This is a genomic window from Ralstonia pickettii (assembly GCF_001699815.1).
Classification (GTDB): domain Bacteria; phylum Pseudomonadota; class Gammaproteobacteria; order Burkholderiales; family Burkholderiaceae; genus Ralstonia; species Ralstonia thomasii.
This window is the reverse complement of sequence record NZ_MCGB01000093.1, coordinates 11,751-34,360: the sequence shown is the minus strand read 5'-3', so window position 1 is coordinate 34,360 and position 22,610 is coordinate 11,751. Positions and strand designations below refer to the sequence as shown.

The 22,610-nt window shown below is 65.9% G+C and carries 15 protein-coding genes, 2 pseudogenes and 1 riboswitch; of the genes and pseudogenes, 7 read left to right on the top strand and 10 right to left on the bottom strand.

The window, feature by feature from the left end; all coding sequences use genetic code 11:
• Together BEK68_RS19790 and BEK68_RS19785 are read left to right on the top strand one after the other, a co-directional pair.
• Nucleotides 1-240: pseudogene (locus BEK68_RS19790) on the top strand (signal peptide protein); the annotation flags it as partial.
• Between the two features lie 79 nt (nt 241-319).
• Nucleotides 320-2,041 carry a SulP family inorganic anion transporter gene (locus BEK68_RS19785; RefSeq protein ID WP_012430118.1) on the top strand — a complete coding sequence of 574 codons (1,722 nt, stop codon included), beginning with the start codon at nt 320-322 and terminating at the stop codon, nt 2,039-2,041.
• Between the two features lie 59 nt (nt 2,042-2,100).
• On the opposite strand, the gene BEK68_RS19780 is transcribed toward BEK68_RS19785, so the two are convergent.
• The 3 genes from BEK68_RS19780 to BEK68_RS19770 form a co-directional block, all read right to left on the bottom strand.
• Complete coding sequence (locus BEK68_RS19780; protein ID WP_012430117.1) at nt 2,101-3,867, bottom strand: virulence factor; 1,767 nt, start codon at nt 3,865-3,867, stop codon at nt 2,101-2,103.
• Nucleotides 3,864-6,497, bottom strand: coding sequence for a bifunctional lysylphosphatidylglycerol flippase/synthetase MprF (gene mprF, locus BEK68_RS19775; protein ID WP_012430116.1), 2,634 nt, complete (start codon nt 6,495-6,497; stop codon nt 3,864-3,866). Before mprF ends, BEK68_RS19780 begins: the two co-directional genes overlap by 4 nt.
• Nucleotides 6,498-6,781: 284 nt before the next feature.
• The gene (locus tag BEK68_RS19770; protein WP_004627872.1) at nt 6,782-6,976 is read right to left on the bottom strand and encodes a hypothetical protein; all 195 of its coding nucleotides are present in this window, start codon (nt 6,974-6,976) and stop codon (nt 6,782-6,784) included.
• A 294-nt stretch (nt 6,977-7,270) separates the two neighbouring features.
• On the opposite strand from BEK68_RS19770, the gene BEK68_RS19765 reads away from it, so the two are divergent.
• The 3 genes from BEK68_RS19765 (at nt 7,271) to BEK68_RS19755 (ending at nt 12,125) form a co-directional block, all read left to right on the top strand.
• Nucleotides 7,271-8,788 (top strand): sensor domain-containing diguanylate cyclase, encoded by a 1,518-nt coding sequence (locus BEK68_RS19765; RefSeq protein ID WP_024542226.1) that lies wholly within the window; start codon nt 7,271-7,273, stop codon nt 8,786-8,788.
• Nucleotides 8,789-8,875: 87 nt separating this feature from the next.
• Nucleotides 8,876-9,892, top strand: coding sequence for a helix-turn-helix domain-containing protein (locus tag BEK68_RS19760; protein WP_004627875.1), 1,017 nt, complete (start codon nt 8,876-8,878; stop codon nt 9,890-9,892).
• 322 nt (nt 9,893-10,214) lie between these two features.
• Nucleotides 10,215-12,125: a S8 family serine peptidase gene (locus BEK68_RS19755; RefSeq protein WP_220485412.1), complete on the top strand. Its 1,911-nt coding sequence runs from the start codon at nt 10,215-10,217 to the stop codon at nt 12,123-12,125.
• A 283-nt stretch (nt 12,126-12,408) separates the two neighbouring features.
• Here the strand turns inward: BEK68_RS19755 and BEK68_RS19750 are convergent.
• From BEK68_RS19750 to BEK68_RS19725, 6 genes and pseudogenes are all read right to left on the bottom strand, one after another.
• Nucleotides 12,409-12,987, bottom strand: a pseudogene (locus BEK68_RS19750) (amidohydrolase family protein); the annotation flags it as partial.
• A 2-nt stretch (nt 12,988-12,989) separates the two neighbouring features.
• Nucleotides 12,990-14,315: an MFS transporter gene (locus BEK68_RS19745; protein ID WP_004627889.1), complete on the bottom strand. Its 1,326-nt coding sequence runs from the start codon at nt 14,313-14,315 to the stop codon at nt 12,990-12,992.
• A gap of 76 nt (nt 14,316-14,391) precedes the next feature.
• The gene (locus BEK68_RS19740; RefSeq protein ID WP_012430113.1) at nt 14,392-15,756 is read right to left on the bottom strand and encodes an MFS transporter; all 1,365 of its coding nucleotides are present in this window, start codon (nt 15,754-15,756) and stop codon (nt 14,392-14,394) included.
• Nucleotides 15,757-15,818: 62 nt separating this feature from the next.
• Nucleotides 15,819-16,769 (bottom strand): SMP-30/gluconolactonase/LRE family protein, encoded by a 951-nt coding sequence (locus BEK68_RS19735; protein ID WP_024542229.1) that lies wholly within the window; start codon nt 16,767-16,769, stop codon nt 15,819-15,821.
• 5 nt (nt 16,770-16,774) lie between these two features.
• Nucleotides 16,775-17,725, bottom strand: a complete 951-nt coding sequence (locus BEK68_RS19730) for an NAD(P)-dependent oxidoreductase (protein ID WP_012430111.1) — start codon at nt 17,723-17,725, stop codon at nt 16,775-16,777.
• A complete protein-coding gene (locus BEK68_RS19725; protein WP_012430110.1) occupies nt 17,725-18,423 on the bottom strand; it encodes an RraA family protein in 699 nt (232 codons plus the stop codon). Before BEK68_RS19725 ends, BEK68_RS19730 begins: the two co-directional genes overlap by 1 nt.
• A gap of 169 nt (nt 18,424-18,592) precedes the next feature.
• Here BEK68_RS19725 and BEK68_RS19720 point away from each other — a divergent pair, with 169 nt between their 5' ends.
• Nucleotides 18,593-19,303 (top strand): IclR family transcriptional regulator, encoded by a 711-nt coding sequence (locus BEK68_RS19720; protein WP_004627900.1) that lies wholly within the window; start codon nt 18,593-18,595, stop codon nt 19,301-19,303.
• 38 nt (nt 19,304-19,341) lie between these two features.
• On the opposite strand, the gene BEK68_RS19715 is transcribed toward BEK68_RS19720, so the two are convergent.
• Nucleotides 19,342-20,622 carry a voltage-gated chloride channel family protein gene (locus BEK68_RS19715; RefSeq protein WP_012430109.1) on the bottom strand — a complete coding sequence of 427 codons (1,281 nt, stop codon included), beginning with the start codon at nt 20,620-20,622 and terminating at the stop codon, nt 19,342-19,344.
• A 77-nt stretch (nt 20,623-20,699) separates the two neighbouring features.
• A riboswitch (Fluoride riboswitch) is annotated at nt 20,700-20,777 on the bottom strand.
• 327 nt (nt 20,778-21,104) lie between these two features.
• On the opposite strand from BEK68_RS19715, the gene BEK68_RS19710 reads away from it, so the two are divergent.
• Complete coding sequence (locus BEK68_RS19710; RefSeq protein WP_012430108.1) at nt 21,105-22,598, top strand: acyl-CoA synthetase; 1,494 nt, start codon at nt 21,105-21,107, stop codon at nt 22,596-22,598.
• The last annotated feature ends 12 nt before the right edge of the window (nt 22,599-22,610 follow it).

Genomic DNA, 22,610 nt, shown 5'->3' with positions numbered 1-22,610 from the left:
GCTCCGGCGCCAGCAGCCAAACCCGCAGCAGCAGCGCCTGCCAAACCGGCCGCGGCCGCAGCGGCCACCGTTGCCCCTGGCGGCGGCCCCGACAAGGTATGGGCCAATGCCAGCACCAAGGTCTACCACTGCCCGGGCGATCGCTACTACGGCAAGACCAAGCAAGGCGAATACATGACCGAAGCCGACGCCAAGGCCGCCGGCATGCGCCCAAGCCGCAACAAGGCCTGTACCAAGTAAGACACGCCTGCAGCCAACCCGTACGCCGCGGCCCGCCCGGGTCGCGGCGTCGTCCATTTCAGCCGGATCACCGCGTCGCATGCCCCCGAGCAACGAACATCCCGCCGCCGCCCTGCAACACCCAGAGAGCTTCGCCCCGCTGGATGCGCCGCCCCAGCCGCCACAGCAGCGCGCGGTGCGCGACGTCATCGCCGGGTTCTCGATTGCGGGCCTGTTGCTGCCCGAAGCCGTTGCCTACGCGGGCATCGCCAGCCTGCCGCCGCAGGCCGGGCTGATCGCATTGCTGTGCGGTCTGGTGGTCTACTCGTTGCTCGGCTCGAGCCGCTTTGCGATTGTCTCGGCCACGTCATCGTCGGCCGCCGTGCTGTTTGCGACGGTGCTCTCGGAGCCCGGCGCCAGCAGTGCGACGGCGCTCACGATGGCGGCGGCGCTCATCATCGCAACGGGTGTGCTGTTTATCCTGGCCGGTGCGGCGCGGCTGGGCGGCATGTCGGATTTCATCGCGCGGCCGGTGCTGCGCGGTTTCACGTTCGGGCTGGCGCTGACGATTGCCGTCAAGCAATTGCCCAAGATCCTCGACGTAACGGTTCACCACAGCGACACGCCACGCGTTGCGCTGGACCTGATCAGCAGCGCGGCCAGTGCCAACCCGTACAGCACCGCATTGGGTGCCATCGCACTCGCCCTGCTCTTCGGCCTGGGCCGCTGGGGGCGCGTTCCGGCCACGCTGGTCGTCATCGTGCTCGCCATCGCGGCCGGCTACTGGATCAACTGGCACAGCTATGGCATTGCCGTGGTCGGCCATATCGACTTGCAGAACATCAGCTTCGGCGTGCCGGCGCTGAACCGGGTGCAATGGATGCAAAGCGCCGAACTCGGCTTTGCGCTCATGCTGATCCTCTACGCCGAATCCTACGGCTCCATCCGCAACTTCGCGCTCAAGCACGGCGATGGCATCTCCGCCAACCGCGACCTCGTCGCACTGGGCTGTGCGAATCTGCTCTCGGGCCTGCTGCACGGCATGCCCGTCGGCGCCGGGTATTCAGCCACTTCTGCCAACGAAGCCGCGGGCGCGCAATCGCGTCTGGCCGGGCTGTGCGCGGCGGTCGTGGTGGCGCTGATCGTGTGGCTGTTCCTGCCGGAGCTTGCGCGCATTCCCGAGCCGGTGCTGGCGGCCATCGTGATCTTTGCGGTCAGCCATTCGCTGCATCCGGCCGTCTTCAAACCGTACTGGGCCTGGCACCGCGATCGGCTGGTGGTGATTGCCGCGTTGCTCGCCGTGCTGGTGCTGGGCGTGCTGCACGGGTTGCTCGCCGCAATTGGCGTGAGCCTGCTGCTCACCCTGCGCAAGCTCTCCGAGCCCAACGTGAGCGTGCTCGGCCGCCTGCGCGAGAGCCATGATTTCGTCGACGTGTCTCTACACCCGGAGGCCAAGCCCGTGCCCGGTGTGCTGATCGTCCGGCCCGAAGTGCCCCTGTTCTTCGCCAACACTGAGCGCGTACTCGGCAAGGTTCGTGCGATGCTTCAACAACCGCACGAGCCCGCGCTGCGCGCCATCATGCTGAGCCTGGAAGAAACGCCGGACGTGGACGGCTCGGCCATCGAAGCGCTGCGCGTCTTTGCCGCCGAATGTGCGGCGCGCGGCCTGCAACTGATGCTCGTGCGCCTCAAGCCGCGCGCGCTGACAGTCTTGCAGCGCGCTACCGACAGCACACTGCGTGCCGAGATGCTGCACGAGTTGAGCGTGGATGAATGCGTGCAGTCGCTGGCCGCAACGCCCAGCACACCGGCCGGCGCCTAGCGCGACAACGCCAGGGCACAACACGGTGCGCGAAGCGCGTCAGCCCCGGGACCGGCGTATCAGCGCGAGGCGTTGCCCGGTGCACGCGCGCCTTCGAGACTGATGCGCGCGAGCTTGGCGTAATCGCCATCAAAGTGATGGCCGCCAGGCAGCTTCACGAGCTGCACCTGCTTCGGATCCAGGCCCGGGCAATTGGTGTCCTTCTCTTCCTTGCCGTAGATGCACATGCCCAGCCCCGCCGGCAGCTTCTGCACCTCGGGCAGGATCAGCAAGCCAGAGGCGCTGCTCGACACCCAGTTGGTCATGTGGAACTCAAAATCGGCACGCTTGCCCAGGCCCATCATGACCGCCAGCGCGACATGCTCGCGCGACGCCGCTGGCAACCGGTTGACGATGAAGGGCAGCACGTCTGCGCCCTGCGAATAGCCGATCAACAGGGCCTTCTGCTTCTTCCAGCGCGACGCATAGAAACGCACGAGGCGGTCCATGTCGGCGGCGGCAGAGGCCGGCGTGCGGGGCGTCCAGAAGTAGCGCAGCGAATCGATGCCCACCACGGGCACGCCCGACTTGGACAGCGCGGCCGCAACCTCCTTGTCCAGCCCCGCCCAACCGCCGTCTCCCGAGAGCAGCACCGCAAACAACTCGGACGATGACCCGGGCTGCGCGGGCACTTCGATGATCGGCAGGTCAGACACCGCCGCGGGCGGCGGCGGGGGCGGCGGCTTGCGCTGGGCGACAAGCTTGGCGAAGGCGGTCTTGAACGGTTCGCTGGCTGTCACAGGCGGCGCATTGGCGCCCGTTGCCATGGCCGGCAACGCCACCGATTGCGCCCCGGAAATCGTATCGATGAAGGCTTGCGTGGCACGCGCGTCGCACAGCGGACCGGAGCGGCGCGCAAACGACGTCGGCATGGCGGATTGCAGCGCCACCCAAGGCGCAGACAACTTCGTGGCCGGCAGGAGCACCACCCCGGCGTTCTCGGGCGGCTTGACGCGTTTGGCCGTGGTGCGGCTCTCGCTCATGCGGCGGCTGAAGTGCACGCCCTCGCCCTTGCACAACGGCTTGCGCAGCTCCAGCACCGGACAGAACTCCATCGACATGGCCCCGGCAAAGATGTTCGGGCGCGCCTGGGCAATCATGGCGTAGGCCAGCGCACCGCCTTCGTTGTCGCCAACGAGGATGGGCGGGTAGTAGCCGGGCACCTTTTCGTAGGCCTGCAGGAAGCGGCTGAAGTTTTCGAGATCGCCATCGGGGAAAGCGCAATCGCCCGGATCTGCCTCCAGGCTGGCGAACAGCGCAGGCGTCGACAGGCCTGCCACCAATGCGCCCTGCTGCGCGAGGCTCTCTGCCATGCGCGATGCGGCGGGCGTCCAGCCCAGGTCGCCCGACAGCATCAGCACGACGGAGCGGATTTCGCCCTTCGGCTTATAGACCGGCACATCGCGAAAACGCCCGTGCGTAACGAACTCGACCGCGCCCGGTGCGGCGGCGGGCGTAGCGGGCGCCACCACCGGCAGCGACAGCACGCCGCCGTTGGCAGCCTTGTTGGCCGTCACGGCCGGCCCGCTCATTTGCAGCCGAGGCGGCATGTCACCGCGCGGCGGCACTGCCACGACACCACTGGCGCCCGTCATGCCCACGGGAGGAACCAGCACCGCGCCCTGCACGGGCGTCGGTTTGGATGTAGGCGCAGGAGCGTCGGCGGCGATGGCCCAGGACGCTGCCAGCACCATGCCGACCGCACCCACATGCCCGGCCAAACGCAAGCCTTTGCGTAGCACTCCCCGATGCCGCGCCTCTTGCGTGCGCGGTGCTTGCCAACTCATTTGGAGATCACTCCCTTCAAGCCGCCGCCGATCAGCGCAGCGACGTCCGTCAATGTGAACAGCGGCGCGATACCGCCACGTGCGAGCAGGTAGCGGGCTTCCCACACCGGCTCGAATTTGTCCTTGAAATTGCGCAGCCCTCTGAAATTGTAGAAGCGCGCACCGTGCCGGAACATCATCCGTCCGAAGCGGTGCCAGCGCGGCGCAAGCTGATGCTCAACCATGCCCGACATCGGCGCCATGCCCAGCCCGAAACGCTGATACCCCTGCGCCTGGAAGTGCAGGATGACCTTGCCAAACAGGAAATCCATCGTGCCGGGCGGAACGTCGCTGCGATAGCGCATCAGGTCCACGCTCGCCTCGATGCGCAGCACATCGGGGCACATCAGCGTGGCAAACGCCACGATGACGCCCTCGCGGCGCACCACGGCCACGGGCTGGCTGCGGATGTAGCGGTCGTCAAATGCGCCGAGCGAGAAGCCTTTCTCGCGCGCGTTCTGATTGCGCAGCCATTCATCGGAAATGGCCCGCAATTCGTCCAGGACGGTCGGCACGTCTGCCGTCGGGATGATCTCGAACGACAGCCCTTCGCGCTCGCCGCGCGTCACGCCATGGCGCAGATTGGCGCGGCGCGAGCCCTTGAGGCTGAAGTCGGGCAGCGACACATACGCCTCTTCGCCCAGCTTGTAGGCACGCAGGCCGGCATCGAGATACAGCGGCAGCGTCTGCGGCCGCGTCTTGTAGAACGCGGCGCGCCCGCCATGCGCGTCGGCCATTTCGATAAAGCGCCAGATCAGCTCGGGCCACTCCTGCTGCGCGCCCACGGGGTCGGACAGCGCCACCCACGAGCGCCCCTGCTTGGCGTACATGATGAACGCGTTGCCCGACGGCGAGAACAGCAGGCTCTTGTCGCCCATCAGCGCGAGCGTGGCATCGGCGGCAGGCTGCTTGCGGACGATCTCGGCCGCGCGGGCGAGTTCTTCGTCGCTCGGGAAGGTCGTAACGCCTGGCTCCTTGCGAAAGAGCTGCCACATGCCGAAGCCGAGCCCGGTGACGGCCACGGCCATCAGCGCGCGGATGGAACGTGGCGCATCGCCGTCAAATGTGAATTGCCACCAGAGCTGGTTGGCGTAGGCCACCTCGCGGTAGGCGAAGAAGAGAATCCACACGCACGCCGCAAACACGCACACCATGGCGAGCAGCCACCCCGCCTCCAGCCGCTGCGAGAACAGCGACGACGGCCGATCGAACTGCCGGCGCGAGATGACGAGCAGCACCGCCAGCGTCACCAGCACCGCCATCTCCGACACGGCAATGCCCTTGGGCAGCGCCAGCACGCCGGTCAGCAGCGACAGCACCAGCGCCGCCCACCACGCGGCATCCAGCCGGTGCAGCAGCCCGCGTGCGACAAACAGCATGATGAGCCCCGCCACGCTACCGATCATGTGCGAGGCTTCCACCACGAACAGCGGCACGTGCATGCGCAGGAGGTCTTCCGCTTCGTCGCTGGCAGGGGTGACGCCCGAGACCAGCAGCATCACGCCGGCCACCATCGTCAGCGCGGCCAACAGCCCCGGCGACAACTTGACCGCAGCGCGGCCGAACGGTGCCCCGGCGCCGGAGCGCAACTCGAAGGCGCCAAGCATGGCAGCGGCCACGACCAGTGGCAGCAGGAAATAGATGGCGCGGTAGAACAGCAGCGCGGCCAGCACCTCGGCCGGCGGCGCCTGGCCGCTGCAGCCCAGAAGGATGACGGCCTCGAACACACCCAGGCCGCCCGGGCTCTGGCTCAGGACGCCCAGCGTGACCGCCAGCGCATAGAACGCCACAAACGTCGGTAGGTCGACCGCGCCTGCCGGCATCAGCACCCACAGCGCCGCCGCCGCGGCAATCATGTCGGCCGCTGAAATCGCAAACTGACGCGCGGCCAAGCCCGGCGGCGGCGGGCGGACCTCCCACCGGCCAAACAGCGTCACATGGCGCTGCCGCATGCACAGCACGAGCAACGCCACGACGCCGGCCAGCACCAGCAGGGCCACGACTTCGAGCAACGGCGCCGGCAAATGCGTAATGGTAGCGATGTGCGGCGCGCCCCACAGCAGCCCGACCGCGCCAAAGGCCGTGGTGGACACGCCAAGCGCGCCCGCATCGAAGGCGACCGCTTCTGTCACACGGGCAGGATCGAGCCCGGCCGCCGTGTACAAGCGCGTGCGCACCGCCCCGGCCGTCAGCGAACCGAGACCGACGGTGTTGCCCAGCGCATAAGCAATGAACGAGGTGGTGGCCACCGTGCCTGGGGCGACGTGCGCGCCGGCATAGCGCAGGCCGGACGCGTCGTAGCCGGTCAGGGCGACGTAGCTCAGCGCCGTGGCCAGCACGGCCAGCAGCAGGTGCGAGCGCGGCGTAGCCTGCAGCGCGGCGACCATATCGGCGTAGTGCACGTGGTCCAGCAGCGCATACAGGCTGTCGAACACGAGTGCGCCAAGCACGAGCACCATGCCGACCACGATCCAGCCGGCCAGGCCTAGGCCCGATTCGGATCGCACGGGCGTGGCGGGCGCGGCAGGCGGGGTGCGGGCCGAAGATCGGCGCGATGTTGGACTGGCGTCGTTGGACGCGGCGTCAGGCATGGTGAAAAACGAAATCCTGCTGGCTTGGCGGAGTGCCGGGTCGAAGCGATATGCGAATCCGGACCCGCAGAAGTGGGAGAGCGCGGCAAGACAAACCGCCGAAGACCACGCTCCGCACGGTATCGACGTCTTGATTGGAGCCTGGCCTACCGGCACGGGCTTGTCGCGCGCGCCGGTTTTCTCTCGACCCGCGCTTCAGACGGCCCGTGTGCTGGATTCGCACGTTGTTTGCGGCCTACGTAATACGGCTGAAGCAGCCGATTCGTTGACACGCAGTCCGCATTTTACGGTTTGGGCGCGCTCTCCGGCGGCTTGGGCGGCACATTGGGCTTGCCGGCGTCGACGGAAACCGGGTCGCTCGCAGGAAAGGTTTCCTCAAGGCCCTCGTCGAGCAGGGCTTCCTCATGCGTATCGGCCACGGGCGGATGCGGGTTGGCGGGCGCCGGGGTGGGTGAGGCGCGATCGTCTGGCTCTGGCATGGCGTTCTCCAAGGATGCTTACCCAGAATAGGCAAAGCCGGCTTAACAGGATGACATGGAGGACGGCATGGGCATATGTCGGGCCGGCGGCGGGCTCGGCGCCACGGGTGCGGCACTCAGCCGATGCTCAGCAAACCGTGCGCCAGCCGCCCCAGAAAGCGTTGCACAAACGGGATCGAATGGATAACCGCAAACGTTTTGTATGCTGAAGAAGTCTTAGACAGTATTGCGTAGGAAGGAGGAGTCCGGTACACCATTGAAGCGATCGTTTTCAATATTTTCACAATTCTGCGCATGCCTTTACAGCGCGCCACTGGTGCACTCCTGCGGCGGCCTTCTCTGCTGATCATCGGCGCGTCGGCGCTGTCGCTGGTGCTGGCCGCGCTGACCGCGCTCTCGCTCTGGGAAATGCGCTCGGACGCACTGGCCCGCGCGCGCGATGCCGCCGACAACCTCGCGCTGATCCTGCAGCGCGACATTGCCCGCAACATCGAGGTGTACGACCTGTCGCTGCAGGCCGTGATCGACGGCGTACGCGACCCCGCCATGCTGGCGCTGCCGCCCGCCGTACGCCAGCTCGTGCTGTTCGACCGGTCGACCAACGCGCAGGACCTGGGCTCGCTGCTGGTGACCGACAAGGCCGGCGACGTGGTCATCGATTCGCACTCGGTGCCGCCGCGGCACATTTACCTCGGTGACCGCGATTATTTCCAAGTACATCAAGCCTCCGACGACGTCGGGCTGTATATCAGCGAGCCGTTCATGCCGCGCGCGACTGGCCTCGAGCGATCGCTGGGACTCAGCCGGCGCCTGAACGGCCCGCACGGCGAATTCAACGGCATCGTGGTCGGCACGCTGCGGCTGAACTACTTCAGGCGGCTGTTCGACGGCATCAACCTGGGGCCCCACGCCACCGTCACGCTGATCCGCACCGACGGCACGCTGCTCATGCGGCGCCCGTACAACGAAAAGCTCATCGGCCGCAACCTGGCCGATGCCACCGCGTTCCAGAAGCGGCTGCTCGCACCAGAAGGCTCGTATGTGGACATCGCGGGCATTGACGATATCGAGAGGCTGTTCAGCTTCCGCCATATCGGCGACCACCCGCTGATCGTCACCGTTGGCCTTGCCACCGAAGACATCTATGCTGAATGGTGGCGGCGCGCATGGGTGATCAGCGGCATCGTGCTGATGCTTGACGCGGTGTTCATCGTGCTGTCATTCCTCTTTGCGCAGCAGCTGCGCAAGCGGCTCGAGATGGAGCAGCAATTGCATCTGCTGGCCAATACCGACAGCCTGACCGGACTTGGCACGCGCCGCGCCTTGGATTCCGCCCTCGACGTGGAGTGGCGCCGCGCCAATCGGCATCACACCCCGATGGCGGTGCTGATGATCGACGTGGACGACTTCAAACCCTACAACGACAGGTACGGCCACGCCGCCGGCGACACCGCCCTGCGCACGGTGGCACGCTGCATCAACGACAGCATCAAGCGCCCCGGCGACTTTGCCGGCCGCTATGGCGGCGAGGAGTTCTGCGCCGTGTTGCCGAACACCGACCTGGGCGGCGCCGCGCGCGTTGCCGAGAGCATCCGCGCTGCCGTTCTGGCCGCCAACGAGCGCAATGCTGGCAGCGCGTACGGCAAGCTGACCGTGAGCATCGGCGTGGCGGTGCATTCGGGCATTGCCGCCGAGGACGACACGCTGGAAGACCTCGTTCGACTGGCGGACGGGCGGCTGTATGAAGCCAAGGCCGCCGGCCGCAACGTGGTCATGCCGCGACACGAGCGGCCCAAGCTGGCTGTCGTCTAGCCAACACCCGTCGGGCACCCCACTTTGGGGGCATGCCATCATCGGCCACCGCTTCTGCACAATGCGCGGGGCTTTCAGGAAACCGCCGTGAGCAAACCTCCGCATTCCCACTTCGATACGTCTGCGCTGCCGCGCGAGCATCAATTTGCGGCGTGGCGGGATGCCATCAACGTGCTGTTCGATTCGCGCTCCGCCGCGCCGCAGTCGCATGGCTTTCAGGCCAGCGTCGACGCCTATCTGTGCGGCGAGACAGGTGTGGGCATGCTCAGCGCCCAGGCACAGCACTATGACCGGTCCCGCTCCAAGCTGGGGCGCGACGGCATGGACGTCTACGTGCTCCAGTACTACCTGGAAGGCAGTTGCGGACAGCGCGACGGCGCAAGCGACAGCGCCACGCGCCCCGGCGATCTGTTCATCGTCGACGCAGCCCAGCCGCTCGCCACAAGCACGACCGACAGCCGCTTCCTGAGCCTGGCCGTGCCACGGCGCCTGCTGGCACCGCTGCTGCGCGCACCCGACGAACTGAGCATGCGCGTGCTGCGCGGCGGTGCTCCGATGGTCGGGCTGCTGCGCGATCACCTGTGTTCGCTCTATCACTCGGTCGGGAAATTGAGCGATGCCGAAGCACAGGCCGTCATCCCGGGCACCCTGCAACTGGCTGCGGCCGCCATCAACTGCCAGGTGACCGAAGCCAATGCGCCGGCCGTGAGGGAAAGCCTGTTTGCCTCGGTCTGCCGGCATGTGCAGCACAATCTGTCCGACCTGGCGCTTTCGCCCGAAGGCGTGTCGGTGCAGTTCGGCATCTCGCGTGCCACGCTGTACCGGCTGTTCGAGCGCGAAGGCGGCTTCTTCAACTACCTGCGCATGCAGCGCCTGCGGCAGTGCCACGCGATCCTGGCCGACCGATCGCAGACGCACCGTTCGGTAGCCGAAATCGCGCAGACCTACGGCTTTTCCGACGCCTCGAACTTTGCGCGTGCGTACCGGCGCGCGACGGGCATGTCGCCCCGCGAGACGCGCATGCTGGCCGTCGAAGGGCGCGCCGCAGCCATGCCGTTCGTGCAGCACAAGGACTGGCGCACCTGGGTCATGCAGATGCGCTGATGCGCGCGGCGCCCCCTCCCGCAACCCGTTTTTTCCTCCTACCTCTGGCGCTTGCCGCCCCCCAGGCTGAGACGCGCTGACAGGTTCGCGCGACGGCCGGACCGGTTCGCGGCCGCAGCCGCTTTCTCCGTTGAATCCCGGCTGGCGTGCGTGCGAGCATCCGGCCCGACCTGACGAGTGCCCATGTACTCGCGGCGGGCACGCGCGACGTGCCCTCTCTTCGTCGAACAGGTCGGAGCGGTGCGGACATTCCGCGCCTCGCACAACACACAACGACAAAAACGGGGGTCTTGTGAAAGACATAACGGGAAAATCGCTTGCCTTGACGCTCTTCGCCACCGTGGCGCTGGCCGCGTGCGGCGGTGGAGACTCGGGAAGCAACACCGCCAGCAATGGCGGCAACACCAGCGGCAACACGCCGCCCGCATCCACGTGCGCAGAAACCGGCGTCGATGCCAAGTACGCCTGCCAGACCGGCAGCACGGAGCCGCTGTACACCTACCAATGGGCGCTCAAGCAGGCAACGAGCTTCTTCGCGGCGTTCGGCCTGGTGGCCAACGGCACGACCGACATCAACGTTGAAGACGCGCACAAAGCCGGCATCAAAGGCCAGGGCGTGAACGTGCTCGTGCTCGATGACGGCATCGACGTGCACAACGAAGACCTGTTCGCCAATGCCAACTCGGACATGACGCACAACTTCGACGATGGTTTGAACGATCCGACACCGGCAGACAATCCCGCGAACATCAACGACGCGCATGGCACCAATGTCGCCGGCATCATCGCGGCGGCGCAGAACGGCAAGGGCGTGATGGGGATCGCGCCGCGGGCGACACTGGGCGGGGCGCGCTTTATTGGCGCGGCGAACCCGGACACCACCGCAGCCTACGGCGGCGCAAATTGGTCGAAGAACGGCCACATCATCAACGCATCGTACGGTGCAAACCCGCAGGCGCCGCTGGAGTACGACACGTCCACCTCGACACAGGCAGCGGTGCGCGCCTTCCCGAACCTGCGTGGGGGCCGCGGCCTCGTCATGCTCAAGGCGTCGGGCAACGAATATGAGTCCATCAACGACGGCATCAATGTTCCGCCGCGCACGTGCCCGACCGTGGGCGCTACCGCCGGCATGATCGGCTGCGAGACTCCGGCCAATGACCCGGAAGCGCTGGAGCCCGGCGTGATCGTGGTTGGCGCAGCAAACGCGCAGGGCATCAAGTCGAGCTACTCCAACGCCGGATCGGTCAACTGGATCACAGGCTTGGGCGGCGAATACGGCAACGGCGGCAAATATGGTGAAACCGGCAGCGGCCCGAAGATTTTCTCCACCGACCTCAGCGGCTGCGCACGCGGCTACAGCCGGGCCAATCCGGACGACACCTATGACTTTGCAATTGCAGGCACCGCCACCAACCTGAAAGACAACGCGAAGTGCGACTACTCGAGCATGAACGGCACGTCGGCGGCCACACCGACGCTCTCGGGCGTGGTCGCGCTGATGCTGGCGGCCAATCCGAACCTGACGTGGCGCGATGTGCGCGAGATTCTGCGTGCGACGGCCCGCAAGATCGACGCCGACTACGGCAGCCGTGACGGCCGCAACGCGCGGATCGACTTGCTCACCGGCGCCGCCACCGGCGACACCAGCGCCGCGCTCACCGACGGCGCGACCACCGCACGCCTGGACTACGGTTGGCAGACCAACGCCGCCGGCTATGCGTATTCGACGTGGTACGGCTTCGGGCTGGTCGACGCTTCGGCGGCCGTAAAGATGGCCAAGGCGACCGTCGCCTACAAGCCGGCAGCACTGTCGGTGCCTGACTTCGCGGCCGCCTTTGCCAACGTCAACCAGCTGAACTACGGCGCGGTGCAGAAGCTCGGCCAGTTCAACGTGTCGGGCACGGACAAGGTCGACGCCCTGCAGCTGCGCGTATCGGGCTCGGTGTGCGTGGGCAGCGTCGGCTTCTTCGTGAAGTCGCCGTCGGGCACGGTGTCGGCGTTGTCCCTGCCGTACAACGGCTATTACAACAACGGCGTCGATACCGTGAACAAGTACGGCCTTGGCAGCTACGCCTTCTACGGCGAGAACGCAGCCGGCACGTGGGAGGTCTACGCCGTAAGCGGTGTGCCGACCAATGCCTGCGCGAAGTACCAGCCCCAGGGTGGCACCCACACCGTGACCCTCACCACGCCGCTGGCTGTGGAATACCGCGTGATTGCTGCCAAGTGAGCCCGTTCGGAGACCAATCAACATGATCAATGCAACTCTTATGAAGACTGTGGCGCTGGCGGCGCTTCTCTCGATGGCTTCGGCGTGCCAGGCGGCCGACCTGACGGTGGGCAAGCGCCTGAGCACGCAGGAGCTGGCCCAGTACGCGAGCACACCGACAGTGCAGATCGAATCGCAGTCGTTCAAGGTGCTCTCCAGCGGCACGCGCACCAAGGCAGCGGGTGCGGCATCCTCAGCCGTCACGCAGGTCGTCAATGAACGCGGCGTGGTAGGGGAGAGCCGCAAGCGGACATGGCAGCGCAAGCAGATGCGACTCCAGTGCGGGCAGCTTGGCGCCTTGCACAACCAGTTCGATGTGCCACCCAAGCGCGCCGATGCGGGACGCCAGCGGCGCGAGCATGTCGACGGTGGTAGCGCCCGGATAGCTCAGGTTGAAGCGGATGGCTCGCACACCGGCCGCGTGCATTTCGGCAAGCTGTGCCTGCGTCACGGACGTATCGACCACCGCAACACCGCGCGCACTCGGCCCGAGACGCTTGAGCGCATCCAGCGTGCAACGGTTGTCCGTTCCGTACGTCGACGGCGTGACCACCACGTTGCGCTGCATGCCTAAACGGGCCTGCACCTTGCGGTACTGCTCGATGCTCGCGTTGGGCGGGCGCAACGTGGTGCCTGGGGCGCTGGGGAATCGGTCATCGTAGATGTGCATGTGGCAATCCACTGCGCCGGCCGGCAGCTTGAATGTCGGCGTGGCGCTACCGCTGGACCACAGCTCTTCCGCTTCGGTAAGCCCCGGAACAGCGGCCGCCACGGCACTGGCACCCGCCATCTGCAGGAACCGCCTTCTGCTGAATGCGCGCATGATCAGGCCGTCTCCGTCTTGTTCAGCACCTGCGCTTCCGGCTTCGCGCGACTAAGCAGCAGCAACGTCGTCACGCTCACCAGCGTCAGAAGCGCCAGCGGCATCAACGCCAGCGCATAGCTGCCGGTGGCCTGCTTGACCCAGCCGTACACGTTCACCATCAGGCCGCCGCCGATGAGATTGGCAATCGCGTTGATAGTGGCCAGCCCCGCAGCGGCTGCACTGTTCGAGAGCATGCCGGAGGCCAGCGCCCAGAACGGCCCCTTGAACGAATAGGCCCCGACCAGCACCGCGCACAGCATCACCATGGTCGGCACGAGAGAGCCGCTGAGCGACGTGCCAAACAGGCCCAGGCCGATCAGCAGCATGGGAATGGCGGTATGCCAGCGGCGCTCCTTGAGGCGGTCCGAGCGGCGGCCCCAAACTACCATCAGCACCGATGCCACCGCATACGGCACCGAGTTGAGCAGCCCCGTCTGCATGACGGTCAACCCGAACGATTTCAGCAGCTGCGGCTGCCACACCGACAGCGTGCTGCCGGCGGCCGATGCGCACACGTCCACCAGCGCGAGGCACAGCACGTAGCGATTGCAGAACAGCTTAAGCAGCGGCATCTGCGCGACTTTCTTCGGCCCGCGCGCTTCACCGGCCAACGTATTTGTGAGCCACTGGCGCTCTTCGTTCGACAGCCACTTGGCTTCCTCCGGCCGATTGGTCAGCACCCGCAAGCAGGCGATGCCCAGCAGCACCGTGGGAATGCCTTCGAGGATGAACAGCCAATGCCAGCCGCGCAGGCCGGCAAACCCGTCCATCTGCAGCAGCACGGCGGAGATGGGCGAACCGATGAAGCTCGCCGCCGGAATCGCGACCATGAACGTCGCCACAATACGCGCGCGATGCGTTGCCGGAATCCAGTACGAAAGGTACAGCAGCACGCCGGGAAAGAACCCTGCCTCCGCCGCGCCCAGCAGGAAGCGCAGCGCATAGAACGATGCCGGGCCGCTCACCAGCGCCGTCGCGGCCGAGATCAGGCCCCAGGTGATCATGATCCGCGCGATCCAGATACGCGCGCCGTAGCGCTGCAGCGCCAGGTTGCTAGGCACCTCGAAGAAGAAATACGACACGAAGAAGAGGCTGCTGCCGAACCCGAATACGCGTGCTGTCAGCCCAAGGTCATGGTTCATCTGAAGCGAGGCCATGCCCACGTTGCCGCGGTCGATGAAGGCCAGCAGGTAGCAGAGCATGAGAAACGGCACGAGCCGCCAGACCACCTTGCGCAGGGTCCGCTGCTCGATTTCCGTCACACCGGTACTGCCCGTCACTTGCATGTGTGTCTCCTGGTGCCGACGTCTGCTGCGCGGCGCTGGTTGAATGTCTAGTAAGAAAGGTACTGCGATTGCGCGATCAGCGTGTTGCGGCTTCACCGGCATCGGCGCCCGGGTCGCCCAGCCAGGCGATGGACAACGCACCGATGAGCAGCACCGCCGACACCGCCAGCAGTGGCGCGGCAAAGCCCTGCGAGTACTGCTTGATGGCGCCGACCATCGACGGACCGACAAAGCCGCCGAGGTTGCCCACGGAAACGATCAGCGCCAGGCCGCCCGCGGCCGCGCGGCCCGTGAGGAAGGTGGACGGAATCGCCCAGAACGTGGCCTGGAACGCCAGGATGCCGCTCACCGTCACGCACAGCGCCGCGAGCTTGAGCGCCGGTGCATCCAGGGCCGTGCTGGCTGCCAGCGCTACCGCAGCAACCACCAGCGCGGCAGCCACATACGGGACGCGATTCTGCGCGCGGTTCGCCATGCGGGCCCACCACAGCATGACCACCGCACCCAGGGCATATGGGATGGCCGTCAGCCAGCCGACCACGGTGTGCTCGACGCCAAACTGCTTGATGATCTGCGGCATCCAGAGGCCCACGCCGATGGAGCCCACGATGCCGCAGAAGTTGATAAACGCCAGCACGAAGACGCGCCAGTTGGTCATCGCATCGCGCAGGGTCGTGCCGTGCTTGCTGGCGATGGCGCGCTGCTCCATGGCGAGGCGGCGCGCGAGCACGGCCTTCTCATCGTCGGTGAGCCATTTGGCCTTTTCAGGCCGATCCGCCAGCACAAACAGGCACGCGATACCGAGCAGCACCGCCGGCAGCCCTTCGATCAGCAACAGCCATTGCCAGCTGCGCAGCCCATGCAGGCCGCCGAGTTCGAGCAGGGCGCCGGAAATGGGTGAGCCGATCATGTTCGCCACCGGAATGCCGACCAGGAAGGCCGCCGTTACCTTGGCGCGCCACTTGCCCGGAAACCAGTGCGTGAAGTACAGGTAGATGCCCGGCGTGAAGCCTGCTTCGGCAAGGCCCAGCAGAAAGCGCGCAGCCGCAAAACTCTTGGGCCCGACCACGAACGCCGTGGCCATCGAGAAGATGCCCCACGTGATCATGATCCGCGCGATCCAGATGCGCGCCCCCACCTTCTGCATGATGAGGTTGCTCGGGATCTCGAACAGGAAATAGCCGATGAAGAACAGCCCCGCGCCGAACCCGAACTGCTCGGCGGTCAGGCCAATGTCCTTGTTCATGGTGAGCGCGGCAAACCCCACGTTGGTGCGATCGAGATAGCTGATCACATAGCAGGCGAAGATGAACGGCAGGATGCGGCGGAACGCCTTGGCCAGCGTGCGTTCGCTCGCCTGGTAGTCCGCATCGGGCAGCGTAGCGGCGGAGCGCACATCCGCGCCATGCGCTGGCGTGGTGGCACTCAAAGTCTGGGACATTTGCATGGTCTCCTCCGTCGCGCTTCTATGAGCACTCAGGGTCGGGTATCGATGAGCTGGGGCTAGGGCGTGACTTTTGTCTGCTTTGCTCGATGCGGCAGCGGGCCGGCGATGTCCATCTCGGACTTGAGCACCGTGCCGGACACCGATTCGGTCATGAAGAGCGTCTTCATTTCGGGGCCACCGAAGCATAGGTTCGTGAGCGATGCACCTTCGGGGCTGGTCAAGATCATGTCCGGCTCCGCACGGTGGTTCAGCACCCATGCGCGGCCGAGTCCGGGGTTGGCCACGAACAGCCGCCCCGCGGTGTCGATCGTCAAACCATCCGGGCCGCTCGGGCCGTACGACGTGAAGAACTGTCCGACCTTGCTGACAGAGCCATCGGCCTGCAACGGCACACGCCACACGCAGTTGCCGCGCGTCATGGCGACGTAGAGCACTTTCTCGTCGGGCGACAGCACGAGCCCGTTGGGGCTGGGGCAATTGCCGAGCAGCATGTCGAGCCTGCCTTCCGGCGAGAGGCGATAGACGCGCCCCGTCGGGTCTTGCAGGCCGGTCTGGCCCTGGTCGGTGAAGTACAGGTTGCCGTGCGAATCGAACGTCAGGTCGTTCACGCCCTTGAAGCGCTCAGAGTTGCGGCGCTCAAGATACGGCGTGACTTCGCCGCGCTTGATGTCGAGCAGCATCAGCCCGTTGCGGTAGTCGGTGATGAGCAGGTGTGCATCGTCGACGAACTTCATGCCGTTGGGCTCGCCGTCGTATTCGGTCACCAGTTCCCAATCGCCCGCCGGCGAGATGCGGAAGACGCGGCCGTGCGGGATATCCGTCACGTACAGATGGCCGTAGCCGCGGCCATCCGGACACCACACCGGTCCTTCGAGAAACGAGTCGGTGGCTTGCCCGCCGCGATTGGCGCGTGCCCATTCCGTCTGGACATCGGGCTTGCGAAACTTGGCCGGCATGCGCGTGAAGACTTCGGCTTCACGCATCGCCGGTGGCGAGAGCAGGAACATGGACATCACGCCGCCGTGCTGGCACGTTCCTCGATCACTGCGAGCACATTGGCCGCGGCGCCCTTACCCATGTTCACGTAGGCCGCGTCGCTCACGCCGCCGATGTGCGGCGACAGAATGATGTTGGCAACGCCCTGGAACGGATGCGGCACCGTCATCGGCTCCACGTCGAAGCTGTCGAGCCCCGCTGCACGGAGTCGGCCGTTGGCCAGCGCTTCCACCAGCGCGGCTTCGTCAATGAGGCCGCCGCGCGCCGTGTTGACCAGAATCGCGCCGGGCTTGAAGCAGCTGAACGCGTCGCGGTTCAGCATCTTGCGGTTCTCGGCGGTCAACGGGCAGTGCAGCGAGACCACGTCAGACTGCGCGTACAACTCACCGAGCGCCACCAGCTGGACGCCTGCCGGCGCCTCTTTCGTGTACGGGTCGAATGCAAGAACCTTCATCCCGAACGCCAGGCCGATGGCAGCAGTCCGGCGCCCGATCGCACCCAGGCCGACCAGGCCAAGCGTGCGGCCATCCAGTTCGACCGACTTGTGCGTCGCCTTGTCCCAATGCCCAGCACGCATGCGCGCGTCGAGCTGCGGGACGGACTTTGCGCATGCGAGGATCAGCGCCCACGCATGCTCGGCCACAGCAGCCGCGTTGGCCCCCACCGCGGCACGCACCGCAATGCCACGCGCCGCGGCAGCATCCTGATCGATGACGTCGATACCGCTGCCGTGCTTGGAGATCACCTGCAGGTTGCCGGCGGCTGCATCCATGATGCGGGCGTTGATCTTGCCGTAGCGCACGATGATCGCCACCGGCTTGTGCCGTGCGCAGAGCGCGACGATGTCGTCTTCGGTGGGCTGCTTGCCGGCAAACACGACTTCAAAATCGCCCAGCATCTCCAATGCTTGCGGTGCCAGGTCAGCCGCCGTGACGAGCAGGACAGGCTTGGTTGCAGTCGTGCTCATTACAGTGCCTCGCCTTCAGCCAGCATGCCCGCCGCGCGCAGTTCCTTCTCGAGCCAGCCGGGGCGCGTATCGCCCTTGCGGATCGCCGCAATGCGGGCCGCTTCGGCATCCACCTTTTTCTGTGCGAGCACGAGAATGCGCTCAACGTCGGCACGCGGGATCACGACCACGCCATCTGCATCGCCCACCACCAGGTCCCCCGGATGCACCGTTGCGCCGGCGGCGGACACGGGCAGGTTCACGCGGCCAGCCACGCTCTTGGTCGGCCCGCACGGGTTCAAGCCGGCAGAGAAAATCGGGAACGTGCCATTCGCCAACTCGTGCGAATCGCGCACCGCGCCATCGATGACAAACCCGGCGATGCCAGTGGCCTGCGCCTGCGTGGCCATGATCTCGCCGATCAGCGCGCAACTCTGGTCACCCTTGCCGTCCACCACGATCACATCGCCGGGCTTGGCAACCGCCAGGGCGGCATGGATGGCAAGGTTGTCGCCCGGGCGAACTTCGACCGTTACAGCCGGCCCGGCCACTTTCATGGTCGGCGCGAGCGGTTTGACGCGACAGTTCAAGGTGCCGCGGCGGCCGGCAACGTCGGCCAGGATGGCCGCCTGAAAGCGGGCAGCCGCCTCGACCAGCGCGGGGGAAACGCGTTCGATATCGCGAACGATGGCGGAAGTGTTGTGCGAAGGGGTACTCATGAAAAACCTGCCTCAGACTGTGATGTTTTACTGTGTAAAACTGTGGTGTACTAAGTGAAATCACTATAGCCACGGCAAGCGGGTCGATCCACTAGCGTTTACCCTTCCGCCAGATACAACAACGTTGTACATAGTACAATTGTGCCCTTCGGAGTTCGGGGATTCGGAAATGGGGAATGACGGCGTTGCCGCAGTAGAAAAGGCGCTGGCCTTGCTGGATTGCTTCAAGCCGGGGGCGGAAGCCTTGTCGCTCGCAGCCTTGGCGCAAGCCTCGGGCATGCACAAGACCACGGTGTATCGGCTGATGAACTCGCTGGAGCGCATGAGCTATGTCATCCGCTCCGAGTCCGGCGCGTACTCGCTCGGGCCACGCCTGCTGTATCTCGGCAAGCTCTACGAGCAGTCGTTCCACTTGTCTTCCGTGGTGGAACCGGTGCTGCACGCGCTGGCGGCCGCCACGCGAGAGAGCGCATCGTACTACGTCGTCGATCACGGCCGGCGGCTGTGCCTGTTCCGCGCCGAGCCCTCGGAAGGCCTGCGTGAGACGCGGCTGCCCGGCACGTCGCTGCCGCTGGACGACACGGCCATCAGCCACGTGCTGCGTTACTGGGGGCTGGGTGAAGCGCTGTATGACGAAACACCCAAGCTGCCGCTGTTCACCTCGGGCGCGCGGGACCAGCACACGGCGGCGTTTGCCACGCCCATCTTCGGTTCCGGCGACAAGTTCATGGCTGCGCTGACGCTGTCGGGCGCAGCCTCCCGGCTGGAAGCGGCACGCACCTCTGGGGATGTCGTCGCGAAGCAGTTGCAGGCGGCGTCCGACCTGTCGCGCAAACTCGGCGCAAGTGCGGCGTTGTGCGAACGCTTCTACGGTGTTTGAGTGAGGACGCTGCTTGAATCCGAGCGCGCATCGCAGTGCTAAGGGCGCTCGGCTGACTCGGCCGGAACCTGCCCTGCCGGCGCTGCTTCGGTAGGGCGCTTCGCATGGCCGATGCGCTGCGCATGATAGATGCCGGTGTGGCCTGAGAAGAGATAGCTCACCACGCAGGCAATGCCAGCAAATGTGCCGACTTCGGGGCCGAAGAGTTCCATCGCCATCAAGGTCGACGCGATGGGCGTATTGGCGGCACCCGCAAACACGGCAACGAACCCAAGGCCCGCCAGCAGCGGGAAGGGCAACGGCAGCACGTAACCCAACGCATTGCCCAGCGTGGCGCCGATGTAGAACAGCGGCGTGACCTCACCGCCCTTGAAACCGGACGCCAGCGTCACGATGGTGAAGGCCGCCTTGCCGGCAAAGTCGTAGGCGGGCAGCGGATTGTGGAACGTATCCACGATGACCGGAATGCCGAGGCCGAGATATTTGTCCGTCCCCAGCGCCAACGCCGCCGCCACGACCACGCTGCCGCCCAGCACGGGGCGGAGCGGCCCAAAGGCGATGTGACGCTTCAACAGGCGGCTGAGCCGGTGCGTGAGCGCCGCGAACGTCATGCCCGCCAGACCGAAGACGATGCCGGCCACCACGACCAGGCCGATCGCGACGGGCGTGAGATGCGGCACAAACGGAATCGCATACGGCGTGTGGTGCACGCCCAGCAGCGGTGGCACCAGGTCGCCCACGATGGCCGCGATGAAGCACGGCAGGATCGCGTCATAGCGCAAACGGCCGATCGCAAGCACTTCCAGTCCAAATACGGCACCGGCCAGCGGCGTGCCGAACACCGACGCGAAACCGGCGCTGATGCCCGCCATCAGCAAGATGCGCCGGTCCGCCGGGGCCAATGAGAACAGCCGCGTCAGGTAATCAGCAAAGCTGCCGCCCATCTGCACGGCCGTGCCCTCACGCCCGGCTGACCCGCCAAAGATGTGGGTGACAACGGTGCTCAGCAGGATGAGCGGCGCCATGCGCTTGGGGACGACACGCTTGGGGTCGTGGATCTCGTCGATGAGCAGATTGTTGCCGCCTTCCACCGAGCGCCCCGTGTAGTGGTAGAGCAAGCCCACGGCCAGCCCCGCCACGGGCAGGAACCACAGCAGCCAAGGGTGTGCGGTGCGCGTGTTGGTTGCCCAATCGAGCGCCATCAGCAACACCGCAGAGCCAAGCCCGGCGAGCATGCCGACGAGCGAACCGAGCGAAAGCCAGCGCAGCAGATACCCGAACATGAGCAGCGGCTCGGAGCGTGTAGCCATTTTCTTCATGATGACCAGATTCGAAGAACTCAAACCTGAGCGACAGAACGTCGTTTGGGCGTGTGCCTACAACTTCCTTCGACCAGGAACTTGTAGGCATCATCAGCCGGTATCGTTACGCGCTAACCGGCGGTTAAGGGAGGCATGCCATCTCCACAACGGGGCGCATTGTGCCTGAAGGCGGCCGCGGTCACAACCGGGCACAATCGCGCGCGCCCGAGAAAAAGGCCCGCCTCGCATCACACCGGGCGGGCTTTTTGGCTTCAGGCATGCATCTTACTGCCGCAGACCTTTCACGCGGTCTGCGGTGATATCGGCGGGTTGCCCCTCAAACCGAATTCCGGTGTCACGGCTCACGCGGCCAAGGAGAGCGTTGTCCAATCGCATTCACCAGTGTGCGAAATTCGCCGTGGATTGTTCAATACTGTTCGATCCGGCATGCTGCATGGATTAAGCAACCGTCCCCAAGAGACCTCGCGCAGGAGACACACATGACCGCCCACCTGATCTTCGACGATCGCCCGACCGATGCCGAAACGCTGCTCGCGCGCGGTGCCGCCCTTGCCGGCGGTTTGCGCCGCATGGGCGTGCAGGAGGGCGACGTGATCGGCGTGCTGCTGCGCAATGCACCTGCCTACATCGACGTGATGCACGCCTGCCGCATCGCAGGGTGCTACTTCTGCCCGATCAACTGGCACTTCACGCCGGCCGAGGTGGAGTTTCTGGTTCGCGATTCCGGTGCCAAGGTATTGATCGGCCATCGCGACCTCGTCGATGCGGCAGAACCGCTGCTACCGGCCCACGTGCAGCTGCTGCGCGTGGATGCAGAAGGCACCGACCGCGCCGACGGCTATGCCAACTGGCTTGCGCTGCAGACGCCGTACGACGGGCCGATCGTTTCTCCGCGCGGGCACATGGCCTATACCTCGGGCACCACGGGGCGGCCCAAGGGCGTGGTACGCCAGGCCGTTCCGCTCGATCAGCTCGAAGCGCATCTGCAGAAGGCACGCGCCGTGGTGGCTGCAACATTCGGCATCGTGCCGGGCTGCCGTGCGCTGGTGCCTGCCCCGCTCTATCACAGCGCGCCGAGCCTCTTTGCCCAGCAAGCCGCCCAGATGGCGGAGGTGCTGGTGGTGAACGCGCGCTTTGATGCCCTGCGCGTGCTGGAGCAGATCGAGCGCTACCGCATCGACACGGTCTACTTAGTGCCGATCATGTATGTACGCCTGCTCAAGCTGACCGACGAAGAACGCAGCCGCTACGACCTGTCTTCGCTGCGCTTCGTGGCGTCCACGGGCGCACCCTGCGCGCCGGAGATCAAGCGCCGCATGATCGACTGGCTCGGCCCAGTCATCTACGAAACGTATGCATCGAGCGAGACCGGCATGATCACGGTGATGGACCCGCGCGACGCAGCCGCCCGCCCCGGCAGCGCCGGCCGCCCGGTGTGCGACGCACGCGTGCGCATCCTGCGTGAAGACGGCACGCCCTGCCCCACCGGAGAGATCGGCCTGATCTACAGCCACCAACCCGCCTATCCCGATTTCACCTACCGCGGCAACGACGAAGCACGCAGCAAGATCGAGCGCGACGGCCTGGTCACGCTCGGCGACATGGGCTACCTCGACGCGGACGGCTACCTGTACGTGTGCGACCGCGCGTCGGACATGGTCATCTCGGGCGGCGTCAACATCTACCCGGCCGAGATCGAACATGCGCTGCTGCGCCACCCCGATGTGGTCGACTGCGCCGTCTTCGGCGTGCCATGCGATGAATACGGCGAACGCCTTGTCGCGGTGGTGCAGACCGAACGCCAAGACCTGCAGGCCGAGCCCTTGATCGAATGGCTGCGCGGTCAGATTGCCGGCTTCAAGATCCCGCGCCAGATCGAGTTCACCACAGCGCTGCCGCGCGACGACAACGGCAAGATCGCCAAGCGCCGGCTGCGCGATGCATGGTGGAGCGACCGGCAGCGGCGCGTATAAAGGCGCACGAAC